We start from the raw sequence: 26,994 nt of genomic DNA, 5'->3' as shown, positions 1-26,994 counted from the left end.
TTTGCAGGAGACGACATGACCGATCCTTATTTGTGGCTGGAAGACCGCAATGGCGCGAAAGCCGTGGCTTGGGCGCAGAACGAAAGCGATATCACGAAGAAAGTTTTTGAAAATGATCCGCGCTTTCAGCAAACCACCAGAGAGATTCTCGAGATCCTTGTCGACACTGACAAACTCGCGATGGTGAATCTGCGAGACGGTTACGCTTACAACCTGTGGCAAGACGATACTCATCAACGCGGCATCTGGCGCCGTACAACGGTGCAAAGCTACAAGACCGCAAATCCGCAATGGGAAATTTTGCTAGACATCGATGCGCTGGCTGCAAAAGAAAATCAGCCATGGGTTTTTCATGGCGCGACTCATTTGCCAGGTTCAGATCTGTGCATGATTTCTCTGTCAAAAAATAACCAGGATGCTTCTGAATCGCGCGAGTTCTCTTTGACGACGAAAGAGTTCGTGAAGGGTGGCTTCGTGATTCCTGAAAGCAAAGGCAACTACGAATGGCTCGATAAAGACCACTTGATGGTTGCCGCCGCTTTGACGCCGGATCAATTGACGGACTCAGGTTATCCGAAAAAGAATTACCTCTGGACTCGAGGCGAAGCCTTTTCAAATGCAAAACTTATTTTTGAAGGCAATAAGACCGACGTGTCCACGTGGGTGTTCACGATCCGTGATCAAGGACGTGTGACGCCGGCCATTGGCCGTTACGTGAACTATGATGATCTTGATTATTACACTTTTGATGCTCAGTGGAAGCCACACAGATTGCCGCTCTCGAAAGATTCCGGCATCTCCGTCGTGGCACAAGGGAAAGTCTTTTTCGGCCCACGTGGCAACTGGAAGGGCTTTAAAGCGGGCAGCGTCCTTGCAGTTCCTTGGAGCGCAATGAGTGGTGATGATATCCCAGCTTCACAAGTGGAGCTCGTGTACGAACCGACTTTGCATTCTGCCGTCGAAGGTCTCACAAAAACCAAAGACCGTCTTTTCCTGCACATCAGTGAAAACGTTCGTGGCCAAATCTATGAAGCGAAATCCATTGCGGGTGGAAAGTGGCAACTCGATAAAACTTTTGATACTCCGAACTCGTTCTATCTTTCAGCATCCGATGAATACACGGACACGATTCTCTTCCAAGAGGAAGGCTACTTACAGCCACGCCGCTTGATCATGAAAGAAGCTGCAACAGTCACAGAAATCAAAAAGATGAAGTCGTATTTCAACGAAGCTCCGTATGTGACAGAACAATTCTGGGTCAAGAGCAAAGACGGAGTTGAGATTCCGTACACTGTTGTTCGCGCAAAGAACCTTGTCTATGACGGCAAGAATCCGACCTTGCTCTATGGCTACGGTGGCTTTCAGATTTCTCGTATGCCGGCTTATTCTCCAACCATGGGGCGTGAGTGGCTTGAAAAGGGCGGCGTTTACGTCATGGCGAATATTCGCGGTGGCGGTGAGTTCGGTCCTGAGTGGCACAAAGCTGCGATGAAAGAGAACAAGCAAAAGTCATACGATGACTTCATCGCGATCGCCGAAGACCTGATTGCGCGCAAGATAACCTCACCAAAGCACTTGGGGATCCAAGGTGGTAGTAATGGGGGATTGCTTGTGGGTGCTGTGACGATGCAACGCCCGGATCTTTTCAATGCGGTGGTTTGTCAGATTCCGCTCCTCGATATGATTCGCTACACGAAACTTCCTCCAGGAGCGAGCTGGGCGGATGAGTACGGTGATCCGGATGATCCAAAGTTTCATGAAATTATTTTGAAGTACTCTCCGTACCAGAATATTTCTCAGACAAAGAAATATCCAAAGATCTATTTCCAAACGACTCAAGCCGATGACCGTGTTCATCCGGGTCACGCTCGTAAGATGGCGGCCCGCATGAAGGAGTACGGCCACGATGTCTTGTTCTTTGAATCGACAGACGGCGGCCACGGTGGTGGCGGTGTGAAGCCTGAAGATCAAGCCAAGGCCATGGCCTATGTTTACGTTTACTTGCATCAGCAGTTAGCGAAGTAATGATCACAGCTCTCGAGAAGAAACCTTTTGCAAACTCCCTGAAGGGTCCACGGTTGTGGCTGGAAAAAGCCACGACCGCGCACGCCGAAAAGCTTTGGGAGTGCGTTTTAAAAGACCGCGAACTTCGCGGTGTCAGTTGGCCCGGAACCGAATCGGTTGAGGAAATGCGCGGGTATTTGCAGATGGTGGATCTTGAGCTGCCAAAGGACGAAGTCGTCTACATCATGAGGCTTGAGCAAGAAATCATCGGCAGCTTTCATATTCATAGCCTCAATTACACTTATCACCGCACTGAAATCGGTTACGGGATTCAGAAAGCCTACGAAGGCTATGGCTTTGTCAGTGAGGCTGTCGAACTCGTCGAAAAAGAGCTGAAACGCCTCGGATTTAACCGCATTGAGATCCGTTGCAATGCCGATAATATTCGCTCTGTGAGCTTAGCAAAGCGCAATGCCTATCGCCACGAGGGCACACTTCTACAAGAATGTGTCGAAGATGGACGCTTCCGCGACACTGCGATCTTTGCCAAACTCTTGCGCTCTTAGATTTTCCTCGAAATACGAAATGTCATCTTGAGTTAGGGAAGAGCTTCTCACAAGCAGATGAATTAAAATGGTTAAGATCTGTTTGAAGGAGGAAGTTATGGTGAATCTTATTTCCTTTGTCCTCAGTCTGCTTTCGGGGGCGGTTGGTGGGAATATCGCCGGCAATGCGATGAAAAAGTACGATCTTGGTATGCTGGGGAATACAGTCGCCGGCTTGATTGGTGGCGCGATCGGTGGGCCTGTCACAAATATGCTGATGGCTCATCCGGAAACTTTGTACGGCGTTCTGACGAATATTATTGGCTCGGGTGTCGGTGGGGCGATCATTATGATTGTCGTCGGGCTTATTAAAAACGCCTTCACCAATCGTCACGCGCACTAACGATATGAAAAAAAAAGCCGGCGTCTTCAGCAGACCACCGGCTTGGAGGAACAGGGGCGAACAGCGATTAAAGCGTCATTGCTTTTTTCAAGCTTGTCAGACCTTTTGCCACGGCAGCAAGGCGGGCAAGATCGTGAACTTTATCAGCAGACACGTCATGACTGCGAACCGCTTTTTCGTGGCTTGCAACGCACACCGGGCAAGCATTTACGATAGACACAGACAGCGCCATCATTTCGAAATCTTTTTTGCCACTGATTGGTTTTCCCAATGAGTTCATACGAAGACCTGCGCGAGTGTAATCAGCCGCCGCAACTTCCGGTGGCAAGAATGATTTGAATTTGTAGTAGACGTTATTCATGCCCATGATGCCGGCGATTTCCGCCGCTTCTTGGATCACTTCAGTAGCCGTGCCAAGTTCAGTCAATACAGACTTAGCAAGTGCCACCATCTCTTTGTTCTCAAGTGCGACCGCGATTGAAAGCAAGTTCATAAAACGTTCTTGCGGCTCCAGAGGGGAATCTTCCAATACTTTTTTAAAGTTCAAAGAAAGGTCACGATAGATCGTGGTTGTTGCATTCGGGTAGTTGCTCTCAAGAAACGCATCCACTTTTTCATTGATGTTATTCATTACATAACTCCTTAAAAGGTACCAGGTCGCTTTTCAGAATTGACACCTTTAAAAAAATGGCCCTGAGGCTTTTCAAAGAAAAGTCACCAGAGCCTATTCGGTTTTCGTTGAAACTTATGCGGACCAGATCCGCTTTTCGGAAGTCAATTCTGAAAAGCGACCTGGTACCTTCTCGGGATTAGCCGAGAGTTTTTTGGCCTTTTTCCCAGTTGCATGGGCAAAGTTCGTCTGTTTGCAAAGCATCCAAAGTACGTACTACTTCTTTTACGTTACGACCTACAGACAAGTCGTTCACAGAAACCCAACGGATGATACCTTCTGGGTCCACGATGTAAGTTGCACGCAAAGGAGCGCCGTTTTCTTTAGAAGCAATACCCAAAGTGTGAGTCAAAGACTTGTTGTAGTCTGCGATCATTGGGAATTGAAGGTCTTTCAAATCAGCATGGTTTTCACGCCAAGCCAAGTGTGTGAAGTGAGAGTCCGCGCTCAAGCCAAACAATTTCGCTTCACGAGCATTGAAATCTTTGTGAGCTTTGTTGAACTCAGCGATTTCAGTAGGGCATACGAAAGTGAAATCGAGAGGCCAGAAGAACATAACAGCCCAAGAGCCTTTGAAATTTGCGTTGCTGATTTCTGCGAACTCTTTACCTTTTTCACGAGAAACACAGGCTTGCAATTTAAACTCTGGGAATTTTTCGCCGATACCTAACATGTCATACTCCTTAGTATTTAGTTGGCCTTTAATTGGCCTTTAAGAACGATTTCCATAGAATTCACGATGAACTTCGCTGGGACTTCCATCTCAACAGAGACATCCTTTGGTTCGATATCGTAAAGATGCCCCGAGTTTTCATCAAGGAAATGATAGTGATCATGCACGTTGTTGTCGTAGATGACCTTCTCTGAATGAGGGAACTTGAAAACGCGCAACAGTCCCGCATCCACCAAAGTGTTCAGTGTGTTGTACACCGTTGCTTGACTGATTTTCTCAAGGTTCTTTTCGGCCCACTCTTTAACTTGTTCAGCCGTCGGGTGGTCCGCTTCGCACAAAACGTATTTACAGATAGCGATTCTTTGCAGCGTCGGCTGCACGCCAGCCGCAAGGAGCTTGGCCTGAATCTCTTCTGTGCTTAAAGACATTTTGTGTCCCATTATGATGAATCCCCCAGTTCGTGAATTCGGGATTTAGAATAGTTCTAAAGTCATCTTGGATCAAGCCCAATTTTAGAATGATTCTAAAATAAATTATAAACTATTGAATTTACTTAATTTTAAAAGATACAGAATTGATAACCTTATTGGCCGCGTCGCGGATCTGTAGGCTCATCTTTTTATCGTGCCAGTCGATTTGAGCAAAGCCGAAGCTCTCACCCGCGTAGGCTTTGCCTTCAAAGGAAGCGTCTTCTTCAGCAGCAGAAGCCGGTTCGTTGATCGGGCTTGCGGTAATATCAAACAATATACCCCAGTCTTTCACGCCGGTTTTTGCAATCGATGATTGATGACGATCGCCACTGAAAACAACCACGTTACGAGCGCCGGTTTTTTTCAGCAGATCAAAAAAGCGCTGACGCTCTTTCGGATAAAGGCCCCATTTGCTAGTTCCGTGTTCGGTTGCGATCAAAGGAATGCTGCTCACGATCATCCGCACTTGTGCGGGACGCTTGAGTTGCTCTTCAAGCCAGGTCCATTGCGCATCTCCGAGCAGGGTTGCATTCGCATCCTCAGGCTTGCTGCGGAAGGTGCGTGTGTCGAGCATGATGATCTGAACTTGTTTCTTTTTTGGTCCGATGATTTTTGCGTGATAGATGCCTTTTTGGCCAAACGCGATCGAGTTGCCAACATAGCTCCAATACTTCATGAACTCTTTTTGATCGCCGAAGTCTTCGCTGTCCCACGTTGCCAGGAACGGCACGCTTTCACGGAACGCACGGTACTCAGGAATATTATCCAGCTTCCGGTACTGTGCCACGACGGATTTCTGCTCAGGCTTCGTCAGGCTCACATTATCGCCCATGAAGACGAATAAATCTGGTTTGTCCTCAGCAATAGTTTTCCAGATCGGCTGTGGCAAATCTTGATTCGCTGAAGAGCCGAAGGCCACGGCCTTAATGGTTGCGCCGAAATCAATTCCGCGTGGATGAAGAGAATCATCAGCTTTCTTAGGTTCAGCCGCTTTAACAGGCTTTGCTGCCGGTGTCGTCGCCGGAGCTGGATTCGCAGCTGAGTCTGCTGGAGCTACCGAAGACGAAGGGTCTTTGTGAGCACACGAGATCGTGAATACAAGTGCTGTCAATGCCAGTGCTGTTTTATTCATCATTGTTCCTTTACATTCAACCCGTTATTGAATCGAAAGGACGCAGGTGAGTCAAAAAAAAAGGACCTCCGAAGAGATCCTTTTTTAGAAATTTTAAATTATTTCTCTCTGAAAATTACGGGCAACCTGTAGCACCGGTCTTACGATCGACGATGCCTGGACGAATTTGCGGAATTCCGCAATATTTGCCGAGATCCAGCGAACGAATCGGGAGAACAGAAGAGTCCGGAGCATTCACTGCGAAAGTCAGAACCATTTCTTTTTGACGGTCGATAAAATAAACCGGTGCCGAGAATTTATCCAAAGTGAATTGCATGCGGAATTGAGCCGGCAGCAAAGCCGCTGGTTGATCCACGATCGGCATCCACTCAGAAACGTACTTCATAGAAACGGTGTCGTAGATATTCATGAAAATCTTTTCAACCGGAATACCTTGGCCGAAAGCAGTTCCATTCACGAGCATTGAAACTTTGTACGTAAAATTACGTCCCTCGCCTTTGTCGTACTCGATATTGAAATTGGCCTGATTGTAAGGGTCGACAATAACTACGCTGTCAGAACCCGGGGGAACTGCAGGAACCGGAGTTGGTGTTGGCACCACTGGGTCCGGCTTGCGGGAAGCATTCAAGAGCTCTGATTTAAAGCTGTAGTACAACTTTTCGCAAAGCGGTTTTGCACGCGTTTCGATCACCAGGTACATCGTTGATTTGTCAGCAAAGTCGACGATCTGGCCGCTCGCAAAATTCGTATCTTGATTTTGACGGCGAATCACCCAGCGGTGAGGCGTGTCCTTCAAGAAACAGAGCTTTTTGATCATGTCTTGGACTTTTGGATCAATGGGCTTTTGCATCTGCTCGATGGCTTTTTCGGCGTCTGTTTTTTGTTCAGTCACGCGAATTTGGCCGAGCAGTTTGGGATCGAGCGGGAAACCCACGGCAAGAACAAGATCCTTACCTGGTTCGTCGATATCAATGGTGCCAGCATTTGTGTCACCAAAGTTCAGTGCTTTTTCATCAACTTGTTTTTCGCCGTCTTTACCGGCAGGGGGCGCTTCAGAGGAGGAGCTATTAGTGCAGGAAATGGCCGTTGTTGTTAATAAAACAAACATCAAAAATTTCTTCATTATAATAACTCCTTCTCGCAAGGCGAGAGACTATTTTCTCTCGCTGATTGGGGTTACTTTGCGTTGAGCATGACCGATGTATTCGCTCAATGGACGAATAATACGGTTGTTCGCCGCTTGCTCCATGATGTGTGCTGACCAGCCTGTCGTACGAGCCATCACAAAGATCGGAGTGAAGAAGTCGATTTCAAAGCCCATCATGTAGTATGCAGGACCCGCTGGGAAATCGAGGTTTGGATAGATTTTCTTTTTCTCAACCATCACTTTTTCAAGTGCGTTGTACATCTTCATCCACTTTTGTTCACCAGTGACGTCAGCCATAACTTGTGCGTACTTCTTCATTGTTGGAACGCGAGAGTCACCAGATTTGTAAACGCGGTGACCGAAGCCCATGACTTTTTTCTTTTGAGCGAGAGCATCGATCATCCATTGTTCTGCCTTAGCAGGATCCGCGATCTCGATCATCATGTGCATGACTTGCTCATTCGCACCGCCGTGCAAAGGACCTTTCAATGCGCCGATACCTGCAACAGTTGCAGAGTAAAGGTCGGATTGAGTGGAAGTCACAACACGTGCTGTGAATGTCGAAGCATTGAAGCTGTGTTCAGCATAAAGGATCAAAGAAACGTCGAAAGCCTTCACGATTTCTTTTTGTGGAACTTTGCCGAAACACATATGGAAGAAGTTTTCAGCGATAGAAAGATCCGCTTTAGGTGGAATGAAATCCAAACCTTTTTTGAAGCGGTAGTCCGCTGCAACCATTGTCGGAATTTTAGCCAACAATTGGATGGCTTTATCCATGTCCGTCGCAGGAGAAGAATCCCAGATACGAGTGTCTTCACAACCTTGGAAAGAAACCGCCGTGCGGATAGAGTCCATTGGGTGGCACTTTGGTGGCAAAGATTTGATCACATTCAAAAGAGTTTTAGAGATCTCACGGTAGCCGCATTCTTTTTTAGTGAAGTCTGCAAGCTGACCCGCATTCGGCAACTCACCGTTGTACATCAAGTAAGCAACTTCTTCGAAAGAGCAGTTTTCAGCCAAGTCTTGAACTGGATAACCGCGGTAGATCAAGGAGTTCGTATCCGGGTTTACTTTAGAAACCGAAGATGTGTCGATCACGGCTCCTTCGAGACCTTTTTTAACATTCATCTTTTCTGGTTCTGGTACGTAATCGGGATTGATATATTCAGCCATGATTCCTCCTGGGATGTGCCGACAGTTTTGAGATGCGGCGTGCTAATTTTTTGTAGAATAACGACACAAGCTATTGCGGGGGCGGAATCGAGTCAAGAGCCATGCTGAGATGAATGTTTGCGAGGCCGCTTTCGCCGCGCTATGCTGCGGAGTATGAAACTAAAACCGTCAAATAATGGGCTTTCGAATCACATTCTACCGACCTCGGCAAATTTGCTGGGGATCTGCTTTCTGATTTTTTCCTTTGCACATACAACAGGTAAAAGTGAGGCCACTTTGCTTGATGAAATGGCGGGGATTGCCGTTGTGGTTTTTATGCTCGCAACGATCTTTTCATATTTGAGCATCAGAATCGATCGCGAAAGTCATTTCGAGAACTTCGCAGATATTTTCTTTTTTGTCGGGATTTTGCTCCTGGCGCTGACGTCGACCTTGATGATTTTCAAACTGATCGTTTAAGGGGCTTGAGCCAATTTCTCATTTTTTAAAATAAAAAAGCCCGCGATGAGCGGGCCTTTGATTTCAATCTATTTTATTCCCTTAAGAACTTTTTCGAAGCTGTCGTCACTGTCTTGAGTGCCGATCGTCAGGCGCTTGTAAGAGTAATCGCTACGATCACTGTAAGTGACCGACGTAATCAAAGCACCTTTGCCTTTGATACTGGAGAAATACTTTTGGAATCGTTTCGCAGCTTTGACGAGATCACTCTCAAGGCGATATCCGCGAGTATCAAAATCGGCATGGATCAGGTCCGCAAGGCTAAAGCAATCTGCAAGAGCTTCCAGTTGATCTGGCAAGGCATCGAGTGCAGGTCCGGCTGATGCCGGCGTCAAAACTTGAGTCGCTTCGTAATAATTGGTTTCAGTGCGCATAGTGCTCAGAGAAACTTCTTTGAATTTTCCGAGGGATACAAGCTCGGTCATCGCTTTTTTAGCGGACATGAGTTTCTTCGTGAGTCCCGCAATGGCTGCTCCGTCGATTTCTAAGTCCATTGACGTTACGGCTTCGATTTTAATGCCCTGAACTTGAGCGAAGTCATAGAAGTCCGTGAGCGGCGTCAAAAGTTTGATGCCCTTTTGTAGGTCCAAGGCGATTTGCTCGCGCTTTAAAGACAGCTCGCTATCAAAGAATGAGTAGTGAAAGAAACTATCCACCGACAATGTTTTGATCGTACTGCGAATTTTGAACAGACTGGAAGAAGCATCTTCAAAAACTTGAAGTGTCTTTTTCAGCTCAGCCATTTTATCGCCTTTTTCAAAACCGTAAACTTCGACTCCGAGCTCCAAGGGAATTCCGAGTTTCTGTTGCAGATTCAAACGGCGATCCAGCAGATTAAGATAAGAAAGCACTTCGTTTTCATTGAGAGCAACATCGATCGCCAAGTACTGACCTTGATTATGATAGGACGTATAGGACGTCAAAATCAGGCTGTTCAAAACAGCTTTGCGCGCAATCAAAGTACCCTTCACATTTTCAAGGGTGATCCAGAACTTGCTAAGTTTCATATCAAAGCTTGGTTCACCTGGCATAACGGGAATGCGGCTGTTGTAATCGATATCAATCTTAATGCCGGCCGCTTCGAGGTCGCGTGCGACTTGGGGGCGCGTATCTGGTGTCGGAGTCGGTGAAGGTGCTGGAGTGGGGTTTAGATCCGGCGTCGGTGACGGGGTTGGTGTTGCGCCTTGGAATGGCGGCTCCGGTGAGAACGCGCCGATACAGCGATTTTGCGTAAACGCCTGCTTGCGATCATCCCAATGGCAGTTTTTATGGATTGCTTCGTCTTTTAAAAAGCCGCAGTACGAAGAAAGAGTTTCAAAATTATCAAACGAGTGCGGAGTCGAGCACGAAGTGTCCAAGCGGTTGTCCCAGCCGAACCAGTCTTGACCACGGATATTGGTTTCTTCAAAGTCATCGCCGCAGTTTCTGGAATAGGTCACGCGACGTGCGTTCAAGGCACAGTCGCGATTTTTTTCTCGATCGGTGAGGGCTAGGCAGTAGTCTGATTTTCTGCCGAAGAAATCACTGGCGCGACAGCTCGACCCATTCACGCTCTCACTGAAATCGTAACGATAGCTGCCCGTTTCAGGCCATCTTTCTGTGGGGCTCAGCTTGCGCTGTCCGCCGCCGCCATCGCCGGAGCTGTTGCTGGAACAGGCGGCCAGGGAAAGAGTGAAAACACAAAGAATTGCAAAACCAAAAAGGCGCAAGCAAGCCATTTTGAAGACCCTCCAAAGTATTGGGAAAGGATCTTCTATCGGAAGTCATTCACCCAAGAAAGCTAAATCATACTTTGTGGGTGGTTTTCTGCGGCAAACTGCTACCTTGTGTCTCGTGGATTTTTTAAAGGGGGCAAATTGTCACTGGTGTCTGCTTGGGCACGATGGCATAAATCTGCTCGATCTCCGGATCCGTCACTGCGACGCATCCGCGAGTCCAATCGAGGGGATGAGCTTGCTCGACAAAACCGCGTGCAAAGGGATCCTTCGGAAAGCCATGAATCATGATATCTCCACCCGGAGATTTTCCGAACTTTTTAGCATAAGCAATATCTGCGGCATTGGGATAAGAAATATGCAGGCTCAAATGAAAAGCACTGCGCGGATTTTTACTGTCAATATAGTAAACTCCCTCAGGTGTTTTCATATCGCCATCAAAATGCTTCGGTCCATTCGGATCCCCGAAGGCGGTGACGAAAGACTTGACGACATTTTTGCCGCTAAAAAGATAAATGTGGCGTTTTTTCTTCGAGATCAGAATTTGATCAACGTTTTGACCTGAGTACAAAAAGGCCTTGAAGGTCTCTTCGCTGATTTCTGGAAGGCTATCGAATTGCTTTTCGTAATCGCAGAGATCTGCTGCAAAAACTTTCGCCGAAGAAACCAAAAAAAGAACAGCCAAGATATATTTCATAAGTTAAGGCTATCAGGGCTCTGCTTAGGCCGCAAGATACCGATTTAAGACGACTTCGAAACACGCTCCCGGGCCTTTATCGGTGAGTCGCAGGCGCCCTTGGTAACGGCTGACGATTCGCTGAGCGATGCTTAAGCCAAGACCCGTACCTTCGCCGGCAGTTTTAGTGGTAAAGAGTGCTTCGAAGATGTGTCGTCGCAGCTCCGGGGGAACTCCAGGACCTGTGTCCTGCACTTCGATTTCGGTAAAGGCTTCGGAGCTATGAATGCGGATGGCGATTTCTTTATGGCCGGCTTGTTCCTTCATTGCATCCATCGCGTTGCTGACAAGGTTGGTGAAAACCTGCAGAAATTCTCCGTAGTTTCCCATCACGAGCAGTGATTTGGCGTGTTCGCTGTCAATTTCAAGATGAACGTTGGCGGTCTCCAAGCGCGCTTGAAAATCTTCGCGGACTTCCTCGAGGATCTTGATGATATCGACGGGAATGGCTTCGGCGGCCTCTTCTTTATCGCCGTTGAGGAAAGTCTTCATATTGCGGACGATCTCTTCAATGCGAATGGCCATGCGCCGGATCCGTTCGGAGTGTTTATAAATACCCGGTTGGGCTTCGCCAAAGTTTTTTTCTAGCAAATCCGTCGTGGCACGAATGACCGCAAGGGGGTTGGTGATTTCATGTCCTATGCTCGCCGTCATCTCGCCAAGAGTTGCAAGCTTCTGAGCTCTTGAAAGAGCATCACGCTGAGCCCGGATGACTCTGTGAAGCACGTTGCGTGAAAGCAAGAACGAGCGAACGATAAAGATTAAAAAGGCCAGTGAAATAACCCACGAAGCAAAGAAAACGCCGAGTGAAATCGTCAAAGTACTGACCGTGCTTGAAAGGCGCTTCTGATTGAGTTCGGTAAAAGCCTTGGACTCGCGCTCAAGAACTTTAACGGACTCTTCGCGCCACTGTGAAAGCTGGGCATTGAAAAGGTTCTCGTCGATTTTGCCTGGGGCCGTGATGGATTTAAACAACGGCAGAGTCTGCGCCGTTAAGTCTTCAACGGAAAGAGGGGCATCTTGTTCGCGAACGGCCTCTGAGCCTTCTGTGACGGCCTTGCGAAGAGACTCTTGATAATTTTCGAAGGCCGCCCGGCGCGCACCGATCTCGGCAAAAAGAGCTTCTTGGTTTTTGTTTTCACGAAAGGCCAAGAGCTCTTGCCACGAATGATTGTGGTAAATTACATCCGGGAATTGGGAAAAAAGAGCATCAACAAAATAGTAAGTATGGAAGGACGGGTCCAAAATCAGATTGGTTTGCTCAATAACGGAGCGGAGTGCATTCTTCAGCAGTTGAGCTATTTGATGGACTTGGGCATCCGTGAGCGGGTCCTCGGTTTTTTCTGGGAATTCCTTGGCAAGGGTGTGGATGTCTTGTTTTAAGTCATTACGTCCGATCAGGTTCATGACGTTTGGTTGCAGCAGAAGATTGAAAGTGGTTTGAGCTCGTAGTTTAGAGACGGTTGGGCTTGTCGAGAAGGCGAGGAGCTCTATGGTTAAATCTTTGGCTGTACTGATGCCGGCAGCTTCTTGTTCAAAGAACCGCACAAGTTCGGATTGCTGCCGATAGTATTGAAAAGAGATCCACCCCAGGGAAAGGGATAAGAAAACGGTCAAACCCAAAGCCGCGCGGGGAAAGGAAAAACCTATCAAGCATCCTCCATGGAAGTGAAGGACTTCAGCTTGGTTGACGGTTTTTCGAAAGTCAATACTCCGGAAGGGCTCCGGAGCGTTCGTTACTTCTTAACGGTGAAATTGAAGATATTGGAATCAAAAGAATTGTATTCGTCATAACGAGTAAGAGTGTACAAGTCTTTGCGATGTTGCATTTTGTCTAAGAGGCCTTCTTGAGTGCCCTTAGCTTTGATTTCATGGAGACCACTCACGGTTGCGCCCATTGCCAGACGGAATGTCGTTACCGGATAGATCACGATGTTGTAACCAATGTTTGCAAGTTCTTGATACGTGTACAAACGACCTTTGCCGAATTCAGTCATGTTCGCCAGAAGTGGAACGTTGACGGCTTTACGGAAGGTTTCGAACTCCTTCTCGTTTTCAAGTGCCTCCGTAAAAATACAGTCTGCACCGGCGTCAATGTAAGCCTTGGCGCGGTCGATGGCTTTATCCAAACCCTCAACGGCACGGGCATCCGTACGCGCGATCAAGAGGAAGTTCTCGTCTAATTTTTTTCCGCGCGCCGCTGCTGCGACTTTGCGGATCATATCGTCAGCACCCACAAGGCCTTTGCCATCAAGATGACCACAGCGCTTTGGATTGATTTGATCTTCAATGTGACAACCCGCCAAACCCATCTCGATCATTTCTTGAACCGTGCGGGTGGCGCTCATAGGCTCGCCGAAGCCGGTGTCGATGTCGATGATGGTTGGCAGTTTGGTCGTGCGAGCGATTTGACGTCCACGCTGAGCTACCTCAGTCAGTGACGTCAAACCGATGTCTGGATAGCCCAGGTCATTCGAAAGCACGGATCCAGAAATGTACACGCCGTCAAAGCCTTCTTTCTCAATGGCCATGCTCACCAGTGGTGACCACGAGCCAGGAAACTGAAGGAGTTTTCCGGATTTCAGAGCATCGCGGAGGTTCTTACGTTTTTGTGCAGGTGTAATTTCTGGAAACAGCATTAGAAGATCCCTTTTGTATCACGTTTATTATTCACAAGACGATCGAGCGGAATTTGCACGTTGATCTGTTGAACTTGAGCCGGAGTCAAATCCGCCAAGTTTTCAACCAACGAGATGAAACGGTTGCGTTCGTCTTTCGTGATGATTTCTTCAGTCAACATATCAAACTTACGAACGTAGTCCGCGCGTTTGAATGGTTTTGCGCCAGCAGGGTGAGCATTTGCTACGCCCAATTCGTCAACGAGTGTTGTGCCGTTTTTGAAGAAGATCTCTACGCGGCCACCGAAGCGTTTTTTGTCTGGATCTGGATTGTGGTAAGCCTCAGTCCATTTCGCATCTTCAACAGTCGAAATTTTGTGCCACAAAGCCACAGTGTCTTTACGTTGAGCGCGTGAAGGCTCGTAAGACTTAACGTGGTGCCAAGTTCCATCCTGCAAAGCCACTGCGAAGATGTACATGATCGAGTGATCAAGGGTCTCGCGAGATGCATTTGGATCCATTTTTTGTGGATCATTCGCGCCAGTACCGATCACATAGTGCGTGTGGTGAGAAGTATGGATCACAACTTTTTCGATATCGTCGAAGTTTGTGATCTTCGTTTTCATACGAGCTGCCAAGTCGATCAATGCTTGAGATTGGTACTCAGCAGAGTGCTCTTTCGTGTAAGTTTCAAGAATGGCACGTTTGTCTTCGCCCACTTCTGGGAGTGGAACTTCGTACTTACCGTTTTTACCTGAAAGCATGTAAGCAATCACTGAATCTTCACCTTCGTAGATTGGTGATGGAGCGCCTTCACCGCGCATGATGCGGTCGACAGCTTCAACGGCCAATTTACCAGCGTGTGCCGGAGCGTAAGCTTTCCAAGAAGAGATTTCACCTTTACGAGATTGGCGAGTCGTGAAAGACACGTGCACCGCTTGTTGAATTGCTTGATAGATCATTTCAGTAGAAAGGCCAAGCAAAGTACCGATACCCGCGGCTTGAGCAGGGCACAAGTGAGCGATATGGTCTTTTTTGAACTCGTGCAAGCAGATCGCTTTCACAAGGTCTACGTGGATTTCGTAACCAGTGACCAAGCCACGGAGAAGGTCTTTACCACCTTTGTTCATCTGCTGAGCAACGGCCAAGATTGGTGGAATGTTATCGCCAGGGTGAGAGTAATCAGCCGCCAAGAAAGTATCATGGTAGTCGAGCTCACGAACCGCAGTTCCGTTGGCCCATGCAGCCCATTCACAGTCAAATTTTTGATCGTTCGGCATACCGAATACAGTGGCGCCGTTAGCACGAGGATGGGCAATGGCCATCGCACGAGCAGAAGCTACGGGACGACGATTTGCTGCTGCAATCGCTACAGAGGCATTGTCGATGATACGGTTGATTACCATATCCAAAACGTCCGCCTTGATGCCGGCGTTGTCAGAAGCGATCTCCGCCATTTTCCAAGCGAGTTGATCTTTACGATCTAATTTTTCTTTAGATGGATAAACACGAACAGGATACTTTTTCATGAGCATTTTTCCTTATTGGTTGTAAAAACAGCTCAAGCTATCTTGAGAGGGAAAATGCGTCAAGGCCAGGCTCCTTGGGAGCTCCGAATCAGCGGCGGTTTTGGCTTGATTTTGCGAGGCGTTACCCTAACATAGTTCCCATGACTCTGACTCAGCTAAACTACATCGTGGCCGTTGCTCAACATCGCAGCTTTCTAAAGGCGGCCGACGCCTGCCACGTGACTCAGCCGACCCTCAGTCAGCAGATCCAAAAGCTCGAAGCGGAGCTCGGGGTGCAGATCTTTGATCGTCAGAATCAGCCGGTCACAACGACACTTTTGGGTGAAAAGATCATAGCCCAAGCATTGGTGACGCTAAAAGAAAGTCAAAAGATCAACGATCTCATTGAAGAAACCCGCGGCGACCTCCAGGGGAGTGTCACTATTGGCGTGATTCCGACTCTGGCGCCGTATCTTTTACCTCTGTTTCTTAAAAAGTTCGCTGATCAGCACCCGCAGCTCACGATCCACATCGAAGAACTGCAGACGGAACAGATCGTGGCTAAGATTCATTCCCGCGAAATGGACTTGGGAATTGCGGTGACTCCGCTTGAGGACGTGACTCTCGTCCGCAAAAGCCTGTTCCTGGAGCCTTTCATGCTCTACGTTTCTGAGGGCCATGCGCTCGCGAAGCAAAAGACGGTGGATGCCAAGGATTTGTCGGTGAACGACATTTACCTGATGAAAGAAGGCCACTGTTTTCGTGAGCAAAGTCTTTCGCTTTGCCAAAGCCGCCAAAAGAAAACCGGCGAGCGCCATATCCAATTTGAAAGTGGCAGCTTGGAAACTCTGAAAGAGTTCGTTGAAAGCGGGGAGGGCTATACGCTCCTTCCAACTTTAGCGACCCTCAGAATTAAGAATTCGAAATTTTTAAAGCCATTCGCAAGCCCCGCTCCGAGCCGCGAGGTCAGTCTGGTCTATTCACCGCACTTTTTGAGATCGAAGCTCCTTGAGTCTCTCTCTGCGACAATTCTTGAGAATCTGCCTAAAGAGTTGAAAGTACTGGGCTCCTTCAAGCTTCGTAAACTCAACATTCCTTTATAGTTAAAATCTATAACTGCATAGATCAATAGTTATTGAGTCTATAGCCCCTGAGGACGATACTAAGTCTATAAACAGGAGGCACTTATGAAAAACACTACTATCATCCCAGCATTGTCACAGACACTCGCGGAAGAGTATCTATTGATGCTAAAAACTCAAAATTTCCATTGGAACGTTCAAGGACCTTTGTTCTATTCGCTCCATATGTTGTTTGAGCAACACTACACATTCCTAGCAACTCAAGTGGATGAAGTCGCAGAACGCATCCGCGCTCTGGGCGAAAGAGCGCCTGGAAGTTATCGCGAATTCATTAAATTATCAAAAGTCGAAGAAGCGCCGGACGATCGTCTCAGCGCGAGCCGCATGATTGATATGCTGACGGCCGATCATGAAAACATAGTGAAAAGACTCACTCAATTCCGTGCGCAAGCAGAGGAAGTGGACGATAATACAACTGTGGCTATTTACGACGGCCTGATCAACTTCCACCAAAAAGCAGCGTGGATGATCAGCTCTCATCGCGGTTAAACAGAGAATGGACAATAGATAATAGATTTCCCCATTGTCCATTACCATTATCAATTTTCCAAGCTGGGGGGCTCAAATGAACTCATTATTGTTAGGTACTCTCGGTGGTTTGATCTCCTGTTTATCCACTTGTACCGGAGCCCTTCCCAGCTTATTTCAAAAACAGGGGACTAAAAATCCGTGGAAGTTCGTGAGCCTCGATTTCACTCTCGGAATGATGCTTTCGGCTTCTGCGTTCTCTTTGATCCTTCCTGCCTATACGAGTGTGTCGTGGGCGACTCTAAGTAATGTGATTGGAGTTTCGCTGGCCCTTGTCGGCGGGGTGGTCTTTATTCAACAACTGGGAGGCCGGATTGCTCGCATGCAAATGAGCCCCGAGGCCTCAGATTCTCAAGTCGTTGTCAGATCCTGGTTGTTTGTCACTGCGATGATGATTCACAACTTTCCTGAAGGTCTCGCATCTGGTGCGAGCCTCAATGTCGAAAACATTTCGGCAGGGATGACGATCCTCGGAGCGATCTCGCTGCAAAATATTCCTGAAGGCTTGATGACAGCGCTGGCGTTTCAAAGCTTGGGCATGAGTTCACGTAAAGCCTTCCTTGGTGCGGTCTTGACGGGCATGATGGAGTTCTTCGGTGGCTTTGTCGGCGGGCTTGTGACTTCGTTTACGATGCAGGCACTGCCTTACATGCTGGCCTTTGCCGGTGGCGCGATGCTATATGTTTCAGCGAAAGAGCTTTGGGCGCAAACGGAGGGACATCCTGAACGTGTGCTTATGAAAAAAACTTTCGCTCTCGGATTCTTGCTGATGGCTTCAATGAGCCTTGTCAGCTTCAGATAAAAAGAGAAGTTCATTTCTGAACTTCTCTTTTGAGTCGCTTAAAATTAGTACGAAGTCACAATGACCAGTGTGCCTGAAGCGTTATGTCGCTTGATACTGCCATCACTGTTTCTGAGGATCTGACCACCGCGTGTGAAGTAAGGGACGTTCGCGGTTTTCTCGCTGAGCGAAAGATCCCAGAACCAGATGGCGTTCGTTTTTGTCATTCGCACGCAACCGCCGGAGGCTCTATGCCCTAAGTCCTTGTAGTGATCCGGAGTTGTTGCATGGAGTGCGACACCACCGTTAAAGAAGATCGCGTACTCCATGAGCGCATCCCAAGTTCCGGACCAGTGTCTTCGAACATAGCTTTGTGGCGCGAACCAACCGGTCGGAGTGGTTGTTGTATACCATCGGCCGGATTTGGCACGTTCATACTTCTCACGTCCTGTTGAAACCAGGAAACTATTCACCTGGCTCCCGTTATGGTAAACCGTTGCTGTTTGTGAGCCTTTGCTCACCACGATCACGACTGGAAACTCTGAGTAGACATCGACACCATAAGTGTCAAGAATCTGCGCGGGACTAAAAGGCTCCACTTGGGGGCTCAGGTCTGTAGGCTCAGTAATACCGATCTCAGCGGCTAACTCATCAGGTGTCATCAAGTCGTCAAGCTCTGGGTTACTGGCGAAGGAGTTTGTGCCCACCAACAATAAAACAGACAGAAACGCAGATGATAAGAGACGTGCCATCATAAAAACCTCCTGTGCTTGTGTGTTGAACTGCACCTCATTCAGGCTATGCTCCGGAAATCGCAGATGTGCGTTTTGTGTTTCCTTTAAAGAGGAAAATATTCAAGGCTCGGTAAAGGTGGTTTGTCATTATTAGTCTGAAAGGTGGTGTGAGATGTCCACGATCATCGCTATTGTCTATCCGAACAAAGAAATCGCCGATGAAGTCTATAAGACGGTCAATCGCTTGCAGGCCATGGGATTGATGGATCTCTTAGATGCCTGTGTGGCGGTGAAAAAAGAGAATGGCAAAGTCAAACTTGAACAGGCGTTCAACCTTCCGCTCATCGGGGCAGCGAATGGAATTTTTCTTGGCGCTTTGGTAGGACTCTTCTTTATGGTTCCAGGAATTGGCGCGGTCGCCGGGGTCATCGCCGGCTCCATTGGCGGAATTTTGACGGATATCGGGCTCAACGATCATTTCATGAAGGATCTTTCGTCAGAAGTTCAGGCGGGGAATTCGGTTTTGTTTTTATATGTTCGGGATGCCACTGTGGATCGAGTGGTCCCAGAAGTTGCTCAGCATGGTGGTCGGATTTTGTACACGTCTTTGTCGCTCGAACAAGAGAAACAATTGACCGAGTACTTTAATAATGAAGAATCACGGCAGCATCCAGAGATGAATCTCTAGAATAGGCTTGCCTCATGACAACGAATCGGCCAAGAATGGGGCATGCAAAGATCAACACAAGCACCGCCGCCACAAAATCCTCTTTTAGTTCAATGGATCATATGGGGAGCTCTGCTCGCGACGTATGGAATTTATGGATACATTTGCTTTCTGCAATCCCAAGGCGAGCCGATCGAGCCATGGAATCAGCTTTTTCTGCTGAAGCCACTTCTTTTTATGTCGGCGATCATGCTGTTCCTGTCGCATCTTTTGCCAAAGAGAGTTTTCATGGGAAGCCTCCGTATTCTGCCGCCGGAGATGATCACCGAGAAAGTGATCAGTATGCGGATGGTTGTGCCGAATGTGATTTCATGGGCTCTTACAGAGAGTGTAGCCATCTATGGGTTAATTCTGGTGTTTAGAACAAAAGACATCACGCCGTTTTATATTTTTGGCGGCATTGGTGTGTTGAATATGTTGATCTTAAGACCCAACCCGGAAAAGTGGTTGAACCTCGCCAAAGAGTTCACTCGACAGCAGCACCGCTCTTAGTGTTCCAGCACGGGCGTGCTGGCGACGGGGGCCGGGGCGCCTTCGACGGTTTTGATGTGACGAGACAGATAGATCGCAATAAAGGTTGTTACGACCGCAATATATCCCACCACTTCGAAATGATCTAAGTGACCGGTGGCTTCGTTTTTTGTCACGATGATGCCGGCGATGTAGCTTGCCACTGCGGATGAAAGCTGTTGCACGCAACTGACAATGCTCATGAAGCTCCCGCGATTTTGTGGCAGCGTTGTGCCCGAGACCATCGCAGATGCCGGAATCATACGTCCCCCAGAGACAACAAATAACATCGTCGTTACCACGAGCACCCATGCAAATGGCGAGACTCCCATATGGGTGAGCAAGATATAGGGGACGAGCGTCGCTAAGGCTCCCCAGAAGAAGACGTTGTGTTTACCGAAGCGATCAGCCAGTTTGCCGATATAAGGCGAGGTGAAAATTGTAAATACACCGCCACACATATACACGAACGGCAACTGGGCTTCTGTGAATCCCGCATTGGCAACAAGAGATGGAGACATGAACGGGATAATGCAGAAGTGACCAAACATCACGGTGCCCATAAAAATAAGCGCGCGGATTTGATTGGTGTTGTAAAAGATACGCGTGACAGTTCTGTGCATGGGTTCTTTCACTTGATTCTTCAGATGAGCACGCATTTCTGGAACAGCTTTTAAGATCACTGTACATAATAGCAGTGAAAGACCGCCCAGCCCCAAGAATGGCGCATGCCAGCTCCAGAGGTTTGCAAAATAAAGACTTAAGGGAACACCGACCACCGAGGCCATCGAAAAGGCCGTCATGATCACACCCATGGCAGAGCCACGGCGCTCGTACGAAATCGCATCACTCACGATCGACATGACCAGTGAGCTCAGCACGCCGCCAAAGACCCCGGTCAAACCGCGCGCCAACAAAAGAGTTTCGTAATTGCGTGAAAGGCCGCAGGCGATCGTGCCAATCGAAAAACCGATAAAGAAAAACAACAAGCTCTTTTTGCGATCGAACTTATCCATGAAGAAGGCAGCGGCAAAACCGCTGATACCGGCGCAAAAAGTATAAGATGAAACCAGCAACCCAAACTGATGAGGAGTGACATTAAACAGGCGCATCAGCTGCGGGCCGAGCGGCATCATAATCATGAAGTCCACGATGGAGCTGAATTGGATGGAAGCAAGAATAGCGAGAAGGAACTTTTCCTGGCGATTGAACATAAGCTAAGTCCTTGTTGAAAACTCCAGAACTTAGCTTATTTGAGATTTGATTTTTAATCTAGGACACTCTTGGCAACATGGCCTTTAGTGAGCTGGTGGCGGAGCCCAAGGACGCTCATCACGCTCATCGAGGCGCGCGTCTAAACTAATTTCTGCATTAAGCAGCTTAGAAATCGGGCAATTCCTTTTTGCATCTTCAGCGATCTCTAAAAACTGGCCCTGAGTCACGTCATTGACTTGCCCGCGGAGTTCGAGATGCGATGACGTCACGGTCCAAGAGGCACCGTCTTTTTGAATCGTCACAGTTGCCTTAACATCTAAATTAAGTGGTTCAAGGCCTTTTGCCGTCAGGGCCGCTGAAGTTGCCATGGCAAAACAGCTGGCGTGAGCCGCGGCAATCAGCTCTTCCGGATTTGTACCCGGAGTGTCGCCAAAACGAGTTGTGAAGGAATAGGGAATTTGCTTAAGCGCACCACTTGTGGTGGAGATCGCGCCTTGACCTTGTTGAACCGAGCCTTTCCAAATGACGTTTGCAGATCTTTGCATAGTAAATCTCCTTTTGCTTGATACTGTCCTGCGGTTCGCGAAGGAGTGAAGACTTTTGCGAAGAGCTTGTGATTTTACATAGGAAAAATCGACTGAAAATTATTTTTTTACCGGTCCCAAGTGAAGTTCGAAGAGGTCCTTGGTTTTTGTCGGTGGCAGGTGATAGAGCATGGCTCCTAGTTCCATCAGATAGACTTCGAGAATCTGCGTTTCTGAGAGATGTGGAAATTCTTTTTGCAGCCCTTTGAGGAACTCTGTTTCTTTCTTGCGAATGATGCGTCCAAATTCCGAGTCTTCACCTTTGGCTGAGTAGAAGAGCAGAATCAGGTAAGGCATTTCTTTAAGATCTTTGAGGATATTTGAAAGCCGTTGTCTGAGAGGCAATGGATTGGGTTTGTCCAGGCTGTAAAAGCGCTCAACCAGGTACTGATAGGCAGTTGCGAGAACGGCTTTCTTTTCTTTACCGAAATAATAGTAAATCAACGAGCGAGTGACTTTCGATTCGCGGGAAATATCCGACAGAGTCCACTTCAAATGGCCCTTTGCGATCTCCATTTTAAGAATGGCATTGAGGACCATGAAATAGATTTCTTCTTTGGAGCGTGTCGACTTAGGCATGAATCTATTTTGACAAAAATCGCGAAAATCTGTCAATAAAAGCACCTGTTTTAGACAAAAACCCTGTATTTGTGTCTGAACTTTTTCTCCAAAACAGCAAAGTCTTTGCTAAGTTGTCGCCACTTTAGCAAGGAGATTCACAGTGAAAAACACATTCTTAAAAATTTCTGTAGCCATGATTGCGGCTCTTTTTTCTCAAATGGCTGTTGCCGGGGACGTCCTTGTCCAGCCGGCAACAATTCAGATCCGTTCTTTGAGCTCAAACATTCAACTTGAAAACCTTGAGGCAACATACAGTGCGCTTTGCCAGTACCGCAGTGGTATCATCTTTCCTGAATCCAAATACTGTGGCTCTGTGAACCTGACTGTTCCTGTATCAGCGGATGGCACGATCCGTTTGCCGGCGCTTGAGAAAGTGTCGGGTCTTCACGGCCGTAAAACTGGCAACTACCGTGTGAGCGTGTCAGTTCACCCGAAAAATCAAACTCCACAGGATCAAGAGTACTTCTTTACATTATCTGCCTACAATGAAGAGGCCTTCCGTGCTTTGGAAAACTTCCGCGACGTGATTTACATCGGCCGTCTTGAGGGAGCGGCATTGAATATCACGGCGGATCGTAAAACAGTTTTGGGTGGCGAGTTGTCTCGTTTACCGAATGCGGACCTGGTTATCACTGTGAATGTAAAATCTGAAAATAGAGGTTTGCAAAACCCACTTCTTTCAAATCAATTCGGCAACAACATCATGAGCATCTACAATCGTCAAAATGGCAACGGCACTGTGGACCAAAACTTGTTAAATGCTCGTTCGGTTGAAATCAAAGGCGGCAACTTTGCTTTCATCGGCAACCCTGCTGATGCGACAATCAGCTTGAATGTGACCCTCTATTCAACAGAGAAATACGACCGCAAACCTTTGTACGAAAAAACGATTGTGGGCAAAATCGATTCAAGCTTTTTGAAAGACAATCGCAACATCGAATTGGAAAAAGTAAAATAGTTGCATAACGAAATGGATTTCAATGCAGGCGCTGGTTCAAACCCAGCGCTTTTTTTTATGGGTTTGTGCAAGCGCAGACTCGCTGCACGCCTGCGACCGCCCCAGAACAATCTGCGACACCCGAACCACGATAGCGATATCCGGTGGGTTGAAAACCGCAACCCGCCGTCGAGGTCCCTGAAGAAGTTCCCGTTGTTGAAACACCTAAGGCAGTCAACATTTGTGTACATTTGGAAGCGCTGGTATTTGCATTCGTGACTCCGGCGGCAACACAGCCGCCATAGGAAGCACACGTGGTGTCGCAACTGGCTCCTGAAGTCCCCAATCGGTAGTTATAGCCATCAACCGTATTCGCACCTGCTTGGGTGAGACCGCCACTGCCGCAGGCACAAACGCGCTGTTGGCTTGCGCTACTGGCATCACAGGTCACTGTGATGTATTCATAGGTGTAGGTTGTGCCGTTGATAGAACAGGCATAGAAGTAATTGCTAAATCCGCTGACGGAACTCCCGGGACTCTTTCCAAGGCTGGTCAAAAGTGATGAGCATTTTACCGGATCGAGTCCAACTATTTTTGTCGGGTCTAAGAGACATCCACCAAGGCCGGCACAAGTTGTGATGCAAGAATCACCCGCGGCTCCTAGGTAATAGCAAGAGCCACTATAGAGAAATCCTCCTCCGGGGCAGCTGCCATTCGGAGTGGCTTTCCAAAACGCAAAGGGTATCGTTGCAGAGAAAGCTTGCATGCAAAACAACAAGCAGGTCAGCAGGCACATTCTATTAATCATGGCTTAGTTTAGCGCCGTGCTGATTCTGCTAAAAGAACTTCGAGTCTAACTTCAGTCTTTCTGTCTTCGTTCCCTTATGGGAACGGGAGTGAGGCTGAGATTGTGCGGATAAACACGGTGTGAGCATAGCCATCGTTCAGGTCGTGCTCTTTGAGGTAGTATCGATCCCACTTCGTGGCGCGCGCATAAGGCCCAAAGCTTGGGCCGAGATTTCTTTTATCGCAGGTAAATCCCAAGTTTGAATTTGAATCGCGCATGCAGTTCCAGATGTCGCCTTGGCTTGCAACGAAATTGAGATTCGCCGTATTTGTCAGTGTCAATTTCCCCGCAGCTAAGCGCAAAATCTCTGCGCCCATATTGATGTTGTTAGGTGCGCCCGGAAAGCCGTTCACGAGGCGGGCGTGCACATTGCCTGAGTATGTGACCACTAATGTGCCGGGGTGAGCGTTCATGTATTCCAGAACATTGGCTGCCATATCAGTATCGCGAGTGGCATAAGGCGAGCCTTCAGGAATGTCGAAGCAGAAGACGGAGAGGTGGAGGCTGCGCATTTTTTTGAGTAACTCCACCATCGCAATACTGCCACGGCCTGAGTGAAAGTTGGCGTCTTGAAAGAAGCGAGTGGCGCGAAGTAAATTTTCATCGCCCGTGGCGAGGAACTGATCGATCACCGGCTGAAGATCTTTTGGGAACTCGACACCGAGAGCGACCGGTTGGGTTTTTGACAGGGCCTCGACGATGGAACCCGCGTATGCAGGAAATTCGTTCGTGCCGTGTTGTTCACCAAGAAGAAGCAACTCTTTGCCTTCGAGATTTTTAAGGAGCTGTTTGGGAATTTCGAGATTTGCGAACTTCACCGCGTTTTGCTGGATGTAAGCGTCCGTCGGTTCCGCGTGACCGTTCATTAAAAATGCGATGAGGAAAGCTAAAATCATGGGGACCTTATAACAAAAAACCCCGCATTTCTGCAGGGTTTTTGTTTGTTACATAGTTTTGGTGCTGCTTCAGCTACGCCCCTCCAGGGCTCCGCGCTGCCGGCCGCAGGGCCGACTACCCGCCGATAGTAGCAACCAAACCAGCGATCAAGAGAGAAACGACGCTCATCACCTTGATGAGGATCGCTACGCCCGGACCAGAAGTATCTTTGAACGGGTCACCAACAGTGTCACCAACTACGGCCGACTTGTGGGCATCAGAACCTTTTTTGTGACCAGCCAATTTGCCTTTTTCGATGTATTTCTTAGCGTTATCCCAAGCGCCTCCAGCGTTGGCCATGAAGAGGGAGCTTGTCGCACCCACTGCCAAAGCACCTGCGAGCATACCCGCCAAAGCCGTAGGGCCAAGCAAGAAGCCAACAACTACTGGAGCCAAAACCGCGATCATGCCCGGAACGATCATCTCAAACAATGCCGCTTTCGTAGCGATATCTACGATAGCTGCAGGTTGAGGATCTGCTTTACCTTGAAGAAGGCCCGGAATTTCTTTGAACTGACGACCGATTTCAACAACGATCTTCTGAGCAGCTTTACCTACTGCAGTCATTGTTGTCGCGCCCACCAACCAAGGAAGGATGGAGCCGATCAAGATACCGATCAAAACGCCAGAAGAAGTCAAATCGAGGTTAATCTTACCCAAATTTGCCAAGCTACGTGCGTGATTTACTTCCATATTGAAAGCAGAGAAAAGAGCTACAACCGTCAAGATTGCAGAACCGATCGCGAAACCCTTACCGATAGCTGCTGTTGTGTTACCTACAGCATCCAATTCGTCAGTGATGTCACGAACGTCTTTACCCAAGCCAGACATTTCAGAGATACCGCCAGCGTTGTCAGCGATAGGGCCGTAAGCATCCACAGTCATTACAACTGCAGTACCTGCGAGCATACCCACTGCCGCCAAAGCAATACCGTAAAGACCCAAAGCGTGGTCCGCGATGAACGCCGCGATCACAACGATGATCATAGGAATAGCAACAGACTCCATACCCACAGCCAAACCGCGGATAACGTTTGTACCAGCACCTGTCAAAGATGCTTCAGCGACAAGTCTGATAGGACGAGCTGCCGTGTAGTACTCAGTGATCAAACCGATCAAACCACCACCGATCGCACCCGCTGCCAACGCCACTGTCACGCCTTGGTTCAAGTCAAACATCGGCATCAAGATGTAAGATGCGATTGTGAGCAAGATAGGTGGGATGATCAAAGCGTTACGCAAAACAGCCGCTGGAGAAGCGTTGCTGAACAAGCGAGTCGCGAAGATAACGATGATAGAGATGATCATACCAAGAGCCGAAAGACCCAATGGCAAGAAGATCGCAGAAGATTTTACCACTTCGGCGTTTGAAGAAAGAGCAGACAAAACCTCAGCAGGAGCTGTCAAAGCAATCGCCATCGCGGCAACAATCGCAGCAACCATTGATTCGTAAATATCCGCACCCATACCGGCAACGTCACCGACGTTGTCACCAACGTTATCAGCAACAACGCCTGGGTTGCGAGGGTCATCTTCAGGAATGTTTTCGATCACTTTACCAGCGATGTCGGCACCAACGTCAGCAGCTTTAGTATAGATACCGCCACCGATACGTGCGAACAATGCGATCGAAGAAGCGCCCACTGCGAATGAGTGGAGAACTGTGCCAACTTCAGGAGTGCCTTTGTAGATTTGGTACAAAACGCCCAAGCCCAAAAGGCCAAGACCTGCAACAGAAAGACCCATCACCGCGCCACCATCAAGAGCCACAAGCAATGCTTTTGCTTTTGAACCCGTTGAAGCCGCTTGAGTTGTGCGAACGTTTGCATAAGTTGCTGCTTTCATACCGAAGAAGCCAGCAAGCAAGCTCAAGAATGCGCCGAGGATGAAACTCACAGCAGAGATAGGGCCCAAAGCCACACCCAAAGCCGCAGCAACAACTACTGCATACACAGCAAGAACCTTGTATTCGCGAACCAAGAACGCCATCGCGCCTTCACGAATATATTGAGCGATACGGTTCATTGTTTCGTTGCCAGTTGGTTGAGACTTCACGCGGAAGTACAGCACCAGAGCAACAACAAGACCTACAGCCCCAGCGATCGCCGGAACTAACAGCAAAGAATCACTTGTCATTTTA

General features: G+C 48.2%; 28 protein-coding genes. 10 read left to right on the top strand and 18 right to left on the bottom strand.

All coding sequences use genetic code 11. The annotated features are described in order from the left end of the window. Nucleotides 1-15: 15 nt before the first annotated feature. The 3 genes from JSU04_05610 (at nucleotide 16) to JSU04_05600 (ending at nucleotide 2,952) form a co-directional block, all read left to right on the top strand. Nucleotides 16-2,025 carry a S9 family peptidase gene (locus JSU04_05610; GenBank protein ID MBS1969760.1) on the top strand — a complete coding sequence of 670 codons (2,010 nt, stop codon included), beginning with the start codon at nucleotides 16-18 and terminating at the stop codon, nucleotides 2,023-2,025. After that, entirely contained in the window at nucleotides 2,025-2,570 is a 546-nt protein-coding gene (locus JSU04_05605; protein MBS1969759.1) for a GNAT family N-acetyltransferase, read from the top strand. Before JSU04_05610 ends, JSU04_05605 begins: the two co-directional genes overlap by 1 nt. A gap of 97 nt (nucleotides 2,571-2,667) precedes the next feature. Then, nucleotides 2,668-2,952 carry a hypothetical protein gene (locus JSU04_05600; GenBank protein MBS1969758.1) on the top strand — a complete coding sequence of 95 codons (285 nt, stop codon included), beginning with the start codon at nucleotides 2,668-2,670 and terminating at the stop codon, nucleotides 2,950-2,952. Between the two features lie 67 nt (nucleotides 2,953-3,019). Here the strand turns inward: JSU04_05600 and JSU04_05595 are convergent, their stop codons facing one another. The 6 genes from JSU04_05595 to JSU04_05570 all read right to left on the bottom strand — a co-directional run bounded on the left by JSU04_05595 (nucleotide 3,020) and on the right by JSU04_05570 (nucleotide 8,217). After that, nucleotides 3,020-3,583 (bottom strand): carboxymuconolactone decarboxylase family protein, encoded by a 564-nt coding sequence (locus tag JSU04_05595; protein MBS1969757.1) that lies wholly within the window; start codon nucleotides 3,581-3,583, stop codon nucleotides 3,020-3,022. Nucleotides 3,584-3,761: 178 nt separating this feature from the next. Next, nucleotides 3,762-4,295, bottom strand: a complete 534-nt coding sequence (locus JSU04_05590; GenBank protein MBS1969756.1) for a peroxiredoxin — start codon at nucleotides 4,293-4,295, stop codon at nucleotides 3,762-3,764. Between the two features lie 17 nt (nucleotides 4,296-4,312). Then, nucleotides 4,313-4,723 (bottom strand): transcriptional repressor, encoded by a 411-nt coding sequence (locus JSU04_05585; protein ID MBS1969755.1) that lies wholly within the window; start codon nucleotides 4,721-4,723, stop codon nucleotides 4,313-4,315. A 121-nt stretch (nucleotides 4,724-4,844) separates the two neighbouring features. Beyond that, nucleotides 4,845-5,900, bottom strand: coding sequence for an alkaline phosphatase family protein (locus tag JSU04_05580; protein MBS1969754.1), 1,056 nt, complete (start codon nucleotides 5,898-5,900; stop codon nucleotides 4,845-4,847). Between the two features lie 112 nt (nucleotides 5,901-6,012). Next, nucleotides 6,013-7,020, bottom strand: a complete 1,008-nt coding sequence (locus tag JSU04_05575) for a hypothetical protein (protein ID MBS1969753.1) — start codon at nucleotides 7,018-7,020, stop codon at nucleotides 6,013-6,015. Between the two features lie 30 nt (nucleotides 7,021-7,050). Next, complete coding sequence (locus JSU04_05570; GenBank protein MBS1969752.1) at nucleotides 7,051-8,217, bottom strand: bifunctional 2-methylcitrate synthase/citrate synthase; 1,167 nt, start codon at nucleotides 8,215-8,217, stop codon at nucleotides 7,051-7,053. Nucleotides 8,218-8,370: 153 nt separating this feature from the next. Here JSU04_05570 and JSU04_05565 point away from each other — a divergent pair, with 153 nt between their 5' ends. After that, the gene (locus JSU04_05565) at nucleotides 8,371-8,676 is read left to right on the top strand and encodes a hypothetical protein (GenBank protein ID MBS1969751.1); all 306 of its coding nucleotides are present in this window, start codon (nucleotides 8,371-8,373) and stop codon (nucleotides 8,674-8,676) included. A gap of 68 nt (nucleotides 8,677-8,744) precedes the next feature. Here the strand turns inward: JSU04_05565 and JSU04_05560 are convergent, their stop codons facing one another. The 5 genes from JSU04_05560 to JSU04_05540 form a co-directional block, all read right to left on the bottom strand. Further along, the gene (locus JSU04_05560; protein MBS1969750.1) at nucleotides 8,745-10,433 is read right to left on the bottom strand and encodes a hypothetical protein; all 1,689 of its coding nucleotides are present in this window, start codon (nucleotides 10,431-10,433) and stop codon (nucleotides 8,745-8,747) included. A gap of 124 nt (nucleotides 10,434-10,557) precedes the next feature. Then, nucleotides 10,558-11,127 carry a L,D-transpeptidase family protein gene (locus JSU04_05555; GenBank protein MBS1969749.1) on the bottom strand — a complete coding sequence of 190 codons (570 nt, stop codon included), beginning with the start codon at nucleotides 11,125-11,127 and terminating at the stop codon, nucleotides 10,558-10,560. Between the two features lie 24 nt (nucleotides 11,128-11,151). Beyond that, nucleotides 11,152-12,819: a GHKL domain-containing protein gene (locus JSU04_05550; GenBank protein MBS1969748.1), complete on the bottom strand. Its 1,668-nt coding sequence runs from the start codon at nucleotides 12,817-12,819 to the stop codon at nucleotides 11,152-11,154. 83 nt (nucleotides 12,820-12,902) lie between these two features. Next, nucleotides 12,903-13,805 carry a methylisocitrate lyase gene (gene prpB / locus JSU04_05545; GenBank protein ID MBS1969747.1) on the bottom strand — a complete coding sequence of 301 codons (903 nt, stop codon included), beginning with the start codon at nucleotides 13,803-13,805 and terminating at the stop codon, nucleotides 12,903-12,905. Next, on the bottom strand, nucleotides 13,805-15,313 hold the full coding sequence (locus JSU04_05540) for an MmgE/PrpD family protein (protein ID MBS1969746.1): 1,509 nt from the start codon (nucleotides 15,311-15,313) through the stop codon (nucleotides 13,805-13,807). Before JSU04_05540 ends, prpB begins: the two co-directional genes overlap by 1 nt. A 140-nt stretch (nucleotides 15,314-15,453) precedes the next feature. Between JSU04_05540 and JSU04_05535 the strand changes: the two genes are divergently transcribed. The 3 genes from JSU04_05535 to JSU04_05525 all read left to right on the top strand — a co-directional run bounded on the left by JSU04_05535 (nucleotide 15,454) and on the right by JSU04_05525 (nucleotide 17,764). Further along, nucleotides 15,454-16,395: a hydrogen peroxide-inducible genes activator gene (locus tag JSU04_05535; protein MBS1969745.1), complete on the top strand. Its 942-nt coding sequence runs from the start codon at nucleotides 15,454-15,456 to the stop codon at nucleotides 16,393-16,395. Nucleotides 16,396-16,479: 84 nt separating this feature from the next. Beyond that, complete coding sequence (locus JSU04_05530; GenBank protein ID MBS1969744.1) at nucleotides 16,480-16,923, top strand: DNA starvation/stationary phase protection protein; 444 nt, start codon at nucleotides 16,480-16,482, stop codon at nucleotides 16,921-16,923. Between the two features lie 76 nt (nucleotides 16,924-16,999). After that, complete coding sequence (locus JSU04_05525; protein MBS1969743.1) at nucleotides 17,000-17,764, top strand: ZIP family metal transporter; 765 nt, start codon at nucleotides 17,000-17,002, stop codon at nucleotides 17,762-17,764. Nucleotides 17,765-17,808: 44 nt separating this feature from the next. Here JSU04_05525 and JSU04_05520 read toward each other — a convergent pair whose 3' ends face one another. Beyond that, nucleotides 17,809-18,498, bottom strand: a complete 690-nt coding sequence (locus tag JSU04_05520) for a L,D-transpeptidase (protein ID MBS1969742.1) — start codon at nucleotides 18,496-18,498, stop codon at nucleotides 17,809-17,811. A 151-nt stretch (nucleotides 18,499-18,649) separates the two neighbouring features. Here JSU04_05520 and JSU04_05515 point away from each other — a divergent pair, with 151 nt between their 5' ends. Both JSU04_05515 and JSU04_05510 read left to right on the top strand, forming a co-directional pair. After that, a complete protein-coding gene (locus JSU04_05515) occupies nucleotides 18,650-19,165 on the top strand; it encodes a DUF1269 domain-containing protein (GenBank protein MBS1969741.1) in 516 nt (171 codons plus the stop codon). Nucleotides 19,166-19,207: 42 nt separating this feature from the next. Next, nucleotides 19,208-19,696, top strand: a complete 489-nt coding sequence (locus tag JSU04_05510; protein ID MBS1969740.1) for a hypothetical protein — start codon at nucleotides 19,208-19,210, stop codon at nucleotides 19,694-19,696. Here the strand turns inward: JSU04_05510 and JSU04_05505 are convergent. From JSU04_05505 to JSU04_05495, 3 genes are all read right to left on the bottom strand, one after another. Then, nucleotides 19,693-20,928: an MFS transporter gene (locus JSU04_05505; GenBank protein MBS1969739.1), complete on the bottom strand. Its 1,236-nt coding sequence runs from the start codon at nucleotides 20,926-20,928 to the stop codon at nucleotides 19,693-19,695. The genes JSU04_05510 and JSU04_05505 overlap by 4 nt on opposite strands. A gap of 84 nt (nucleotides 20,929-21,012) precedes the next feature. Then, nucleotides 21,013-21,474: an OsmC family protein gene (locus JSU04_05500; GenBank protein MBS1969738.1), complete on the bottom strand. Its 462-nt coding sequence runs from the start codon at nucleotides 21,472-21,474 to the stop codon at nucleotides 21,013-21,015. A gap of 99 nt (nucleotides 21,475-21,573) precedes the next feature. Next, nucleotides 21,574-22,092: a TetR/AcrR family transcriptional regulator gene (locus JSU04_05495; protein MBS1969737.1), complete on the bottom strand. Its 519-nt coding sequence runs from the start codon at nucleotides 22,090-22,092 to the stop codon at nucleotides 21,574-21,576. A gap of 142 nt (nucleotides 22,093-22,234) precedes the next feature. Between JSU04_05495 and JSU04_05490 the strand changes: the two genes are divergently transcribed. Further along, nucleotides 22,235-23,092: a hypothetical protein gene (locus tag JSU04_05490; GenBank protein MBS1969736.1), complete on the top strand. Its 858-nt coding sequence runs from the start codon at nucleotides 22,235-22,237 to the stop codon at nucleotides 23,090-23,092. A gap of 55 nt (nucleotides 23,093-23,147) precedes the next feature. Here the strand turns inward: JSU04_05490 and JSU04_05485 are convergent, their stop codons facing one another. The 3 genes from JSU04_05485 to JSU04_05475 form a co-directional block, all read right to left on the bottom strand. Beyond that, nucleotides 23,148-23,879, bottom strand: a complete 732-nt coding sequence (locus JSU04_05485) for a hypothetical protein (protein MBS1969735.1) — start codon at nucleotides 23,877-23,879, stop codon at nucleotides 23,148-23,150. Nucleotides 23,880-23,953: 74 nt separating this feature from the next. Next, nucleotides 23,954-24,814 carry a ChaN family lipoprotein gene (locus tag JSU04_05480; GenBank protein MBS1969734.1) on the bottom strand — a complete coding sequence of 287 codons (861 nt, stop codon included), beginning with the start codon at nucleotides 24,812-24,814 and terminating at the stop codon, nucleotides 23,954-23,956. Nucleotides 24,815-24,929: 115 nt separating this feature from the next. Further along, nucleotides 24,930-26,990, bottom strand: coding sequence for a sodium-translocating pyrophosphatase (locus JSU04_05475; protein ID MBS1969733.1), 2,061 nt, complete (start codon nucleotides 26,988-26,990; stop codon nucleotides 24,930-24,932). Between the last annotated feature and the right edge of the window lie 4 nt (nucleotides 26,991-26,994).

Source organism: Bdellovibrionales bacterium (assembly GCA_018266295.1).
GTDB lineage: Bacteria > Bdellovibrionota > Bdellovibrionia > Bdellovibrionales > Bdellovibrionaceae > JACMRP01.
Note: the sequence above shows the minus strand (reverse complement) of the source record. Positions and strands in the feature narration are given on the sequence as shown.

What these genes read in the sequence shown, in the direction of transcription:
- JSU04_05485 (MBS1969735.1), bottom strand. Translation starts at nt 23,879, where the DNA reads ATGATTAATAGAATGTGCCTGCTGACCTGCTTGTTGTTTTGCATGCAA.
- JSU04_05585 (MBS1969755.1), bottom strand. Translation starts at nt 4,723, where the DNA reads ATGTCTTTAAGCACAGAAGAGATTCAGGCCAAGCTCCTTGCGGCTGGC.
- JSU04_05610 (MBS1969760.1), top strand. Translation starts at nt 16, where the DNA reads ATGACCGATCCTTATTTGTGGCTGGAAGACCGCAATGGCGCGAAAGCC.
- JSU04_05580 (MBS1969754.1), bottom strand. Translation starts at nt 5,900, where the DNA reads ATGATGAATAAAACAGCACTGGCATTGACAGCACTTGTATTCACGATC.
- JSU04_05555 (MBS1969749.1), bottom strand. Translation starts at nt 11,127, where the DNA reads ATGAAATATATCTTGGCTGTTCTTTTTTTGGTTTCTTCGGCGAAAGTT.
- JSU04_05520 (MBS1969742.1), bottom strand. Translation starts at nt 18,498, where the DNA reads ATGATGGCACGTCTCTTATCATCTGCGTTTCTGTCTGTTTTATTGTTG.
- JSU04_05480 (MBS1969734.1), bottom strand. Translation starts at nt 24,814, where the DNA reads ATGATTTTAGCTTTCCTCATCGCATTTTTAATGAACGGTCACGCGGAA.
- JSU04_05575 (MBS1969753.1), bottom strand. Translation starts at nt 7,020, where the DNA reads ATGAAGAAATTTTTGATGTTTGTTTTATTAACAACAACGGCCATTTCC.
- JSU04_05590 (MBS1969756.1), bottom strand. Translation starts at nt 4,295, where the DNA reads ATGTTAGGTATCGGCGAAAAATTCCCAGAGTTTAAATTGCAAGCCTGT.
- JSU04_05475 (MBS1969733.1), bottom strand. Translation starts at nt 26,990, where the DNA reads ATGACAAGTGATTCTTTGCTGTTAGTTCCGGCGATCGCTGGGGCTGTA.
- JSU04_05525 (MBS1969743.1), top strand. Translation starts at nt 17,000, where the DNA reads ATGAACTCATTATTGTTAGGTACTCTCGGTGGTTTGATCTCCTGTTTA.
- JSU04_05600 (MBS1969758.1), top strand. Translation starts at nt 2,668, where the DNA reads ATGGTGAATCTTATTTCCTTTGTCCTCAGTCTGCTTTCGGGGGCGGTT.
- JSU04_05540 (MBS1969746.1), bottom strand. Translation starts at nt 15,313, where the DNA reads ATGAAAAAGTATCCTGTTCGTGTTTATCCATCTAAAGAAAAATTAGAT.
- JSU04_05565 (MBS1969751.1), top strand. Translation starts at nt 8,371, where the DNA reads ATGAAACTAAAACCGTCAAATAATGGGCTTTCGAATCACATTCTACCG.
- JSU04_05535 (MBS1969745.1), top strand. Translation starts at nt 15,454, where the DNA reads ATGACTCTGACTCAGCTAAACTACATCGTGGCCGTTGCTCAACATCGC.
- JSU04_05560 (MBS1969750.1), bottom strand. Translation starts at nt 10,433, where the DNA reads ATGGCTTGCTTGCGCCTTTTTGGTTTTGCAATTCTTTGTGTTTTCACT.
- JSU04_05500 (MBS1969738.1), bottom strand. Translation starts at nt 21,474, where the DNA reads ATGCAAAGATCTGCAAACGTCATTTGGAAAGGCTCGGTTCAACAAGGT.
- JSU04_05515 (MBS1969741.1), top strand. Translation starts at nt 18,650, where the DNA reads ATGTCCACGATCATCGCTATTGTCTATCCGAACAAAGAAATCGCCGAT.
- prpB (MBS1969747.1), bottom strand. Translation starts at nt 13,805, where the DNA reads ATGCTGTTTCCAGAAATTACACCTGCACAAAAACGTAAGAACCTCCGC.
- JSU04_05595 (MBS1969757.1), bottom strand. Translation starts at nt 3,583, where the DNA reads ATGAATAACATCAATGAAAAAGTGGATGCGTTTCTTGAGAGCAACTAC.
- JSU04_05495 (MBS1969737.1), bottom strand. Translation starts at nt 22,092, where the DNA reads ATGCCTAAGTCGACACGCTCCAAAGAAGAAATCTATTTCATGGTCCTC.
- JSU04_05570 (MBS1969752.1), bottom strand. Translation starts at nt 8,217, where the DNA reads ATGGCTGAATATATCAATCCCGATTACGTACCAGAACCAGAAAAGATG.
- JSU04_05505 (MBS1969739.1), bottom strand. Translation starts at nt 20,928, where the DNA reads ATGTTCAATCGCCAGGAAAAGTTCCTTCTCGCTATTCTTGCTTCCATC.
- JSU04_05510 (MBS1969740.1), top strand. Translation starts at nt 19,208, where the DNA reads ATGCAAAGATCAACACAAGCACCGCCGCCACAAAATCCTCTTTTAGTT.
- JSU04_05605 (MBS1969759.1), top strand. Translation starts at nt 2,025, where the DNA reads ATGATCACAGCTCTCGAGAAGAAACCTTTTGCAAACTCCCTGAAGGGT.
- JSU04_05530 (MBS1969744.1), top strand. Translation starts at nt 16,480, where the DNA reads ATGAAAAACACTACTATCATCCCAGCATTGTCACAGACACTCGCGGAA.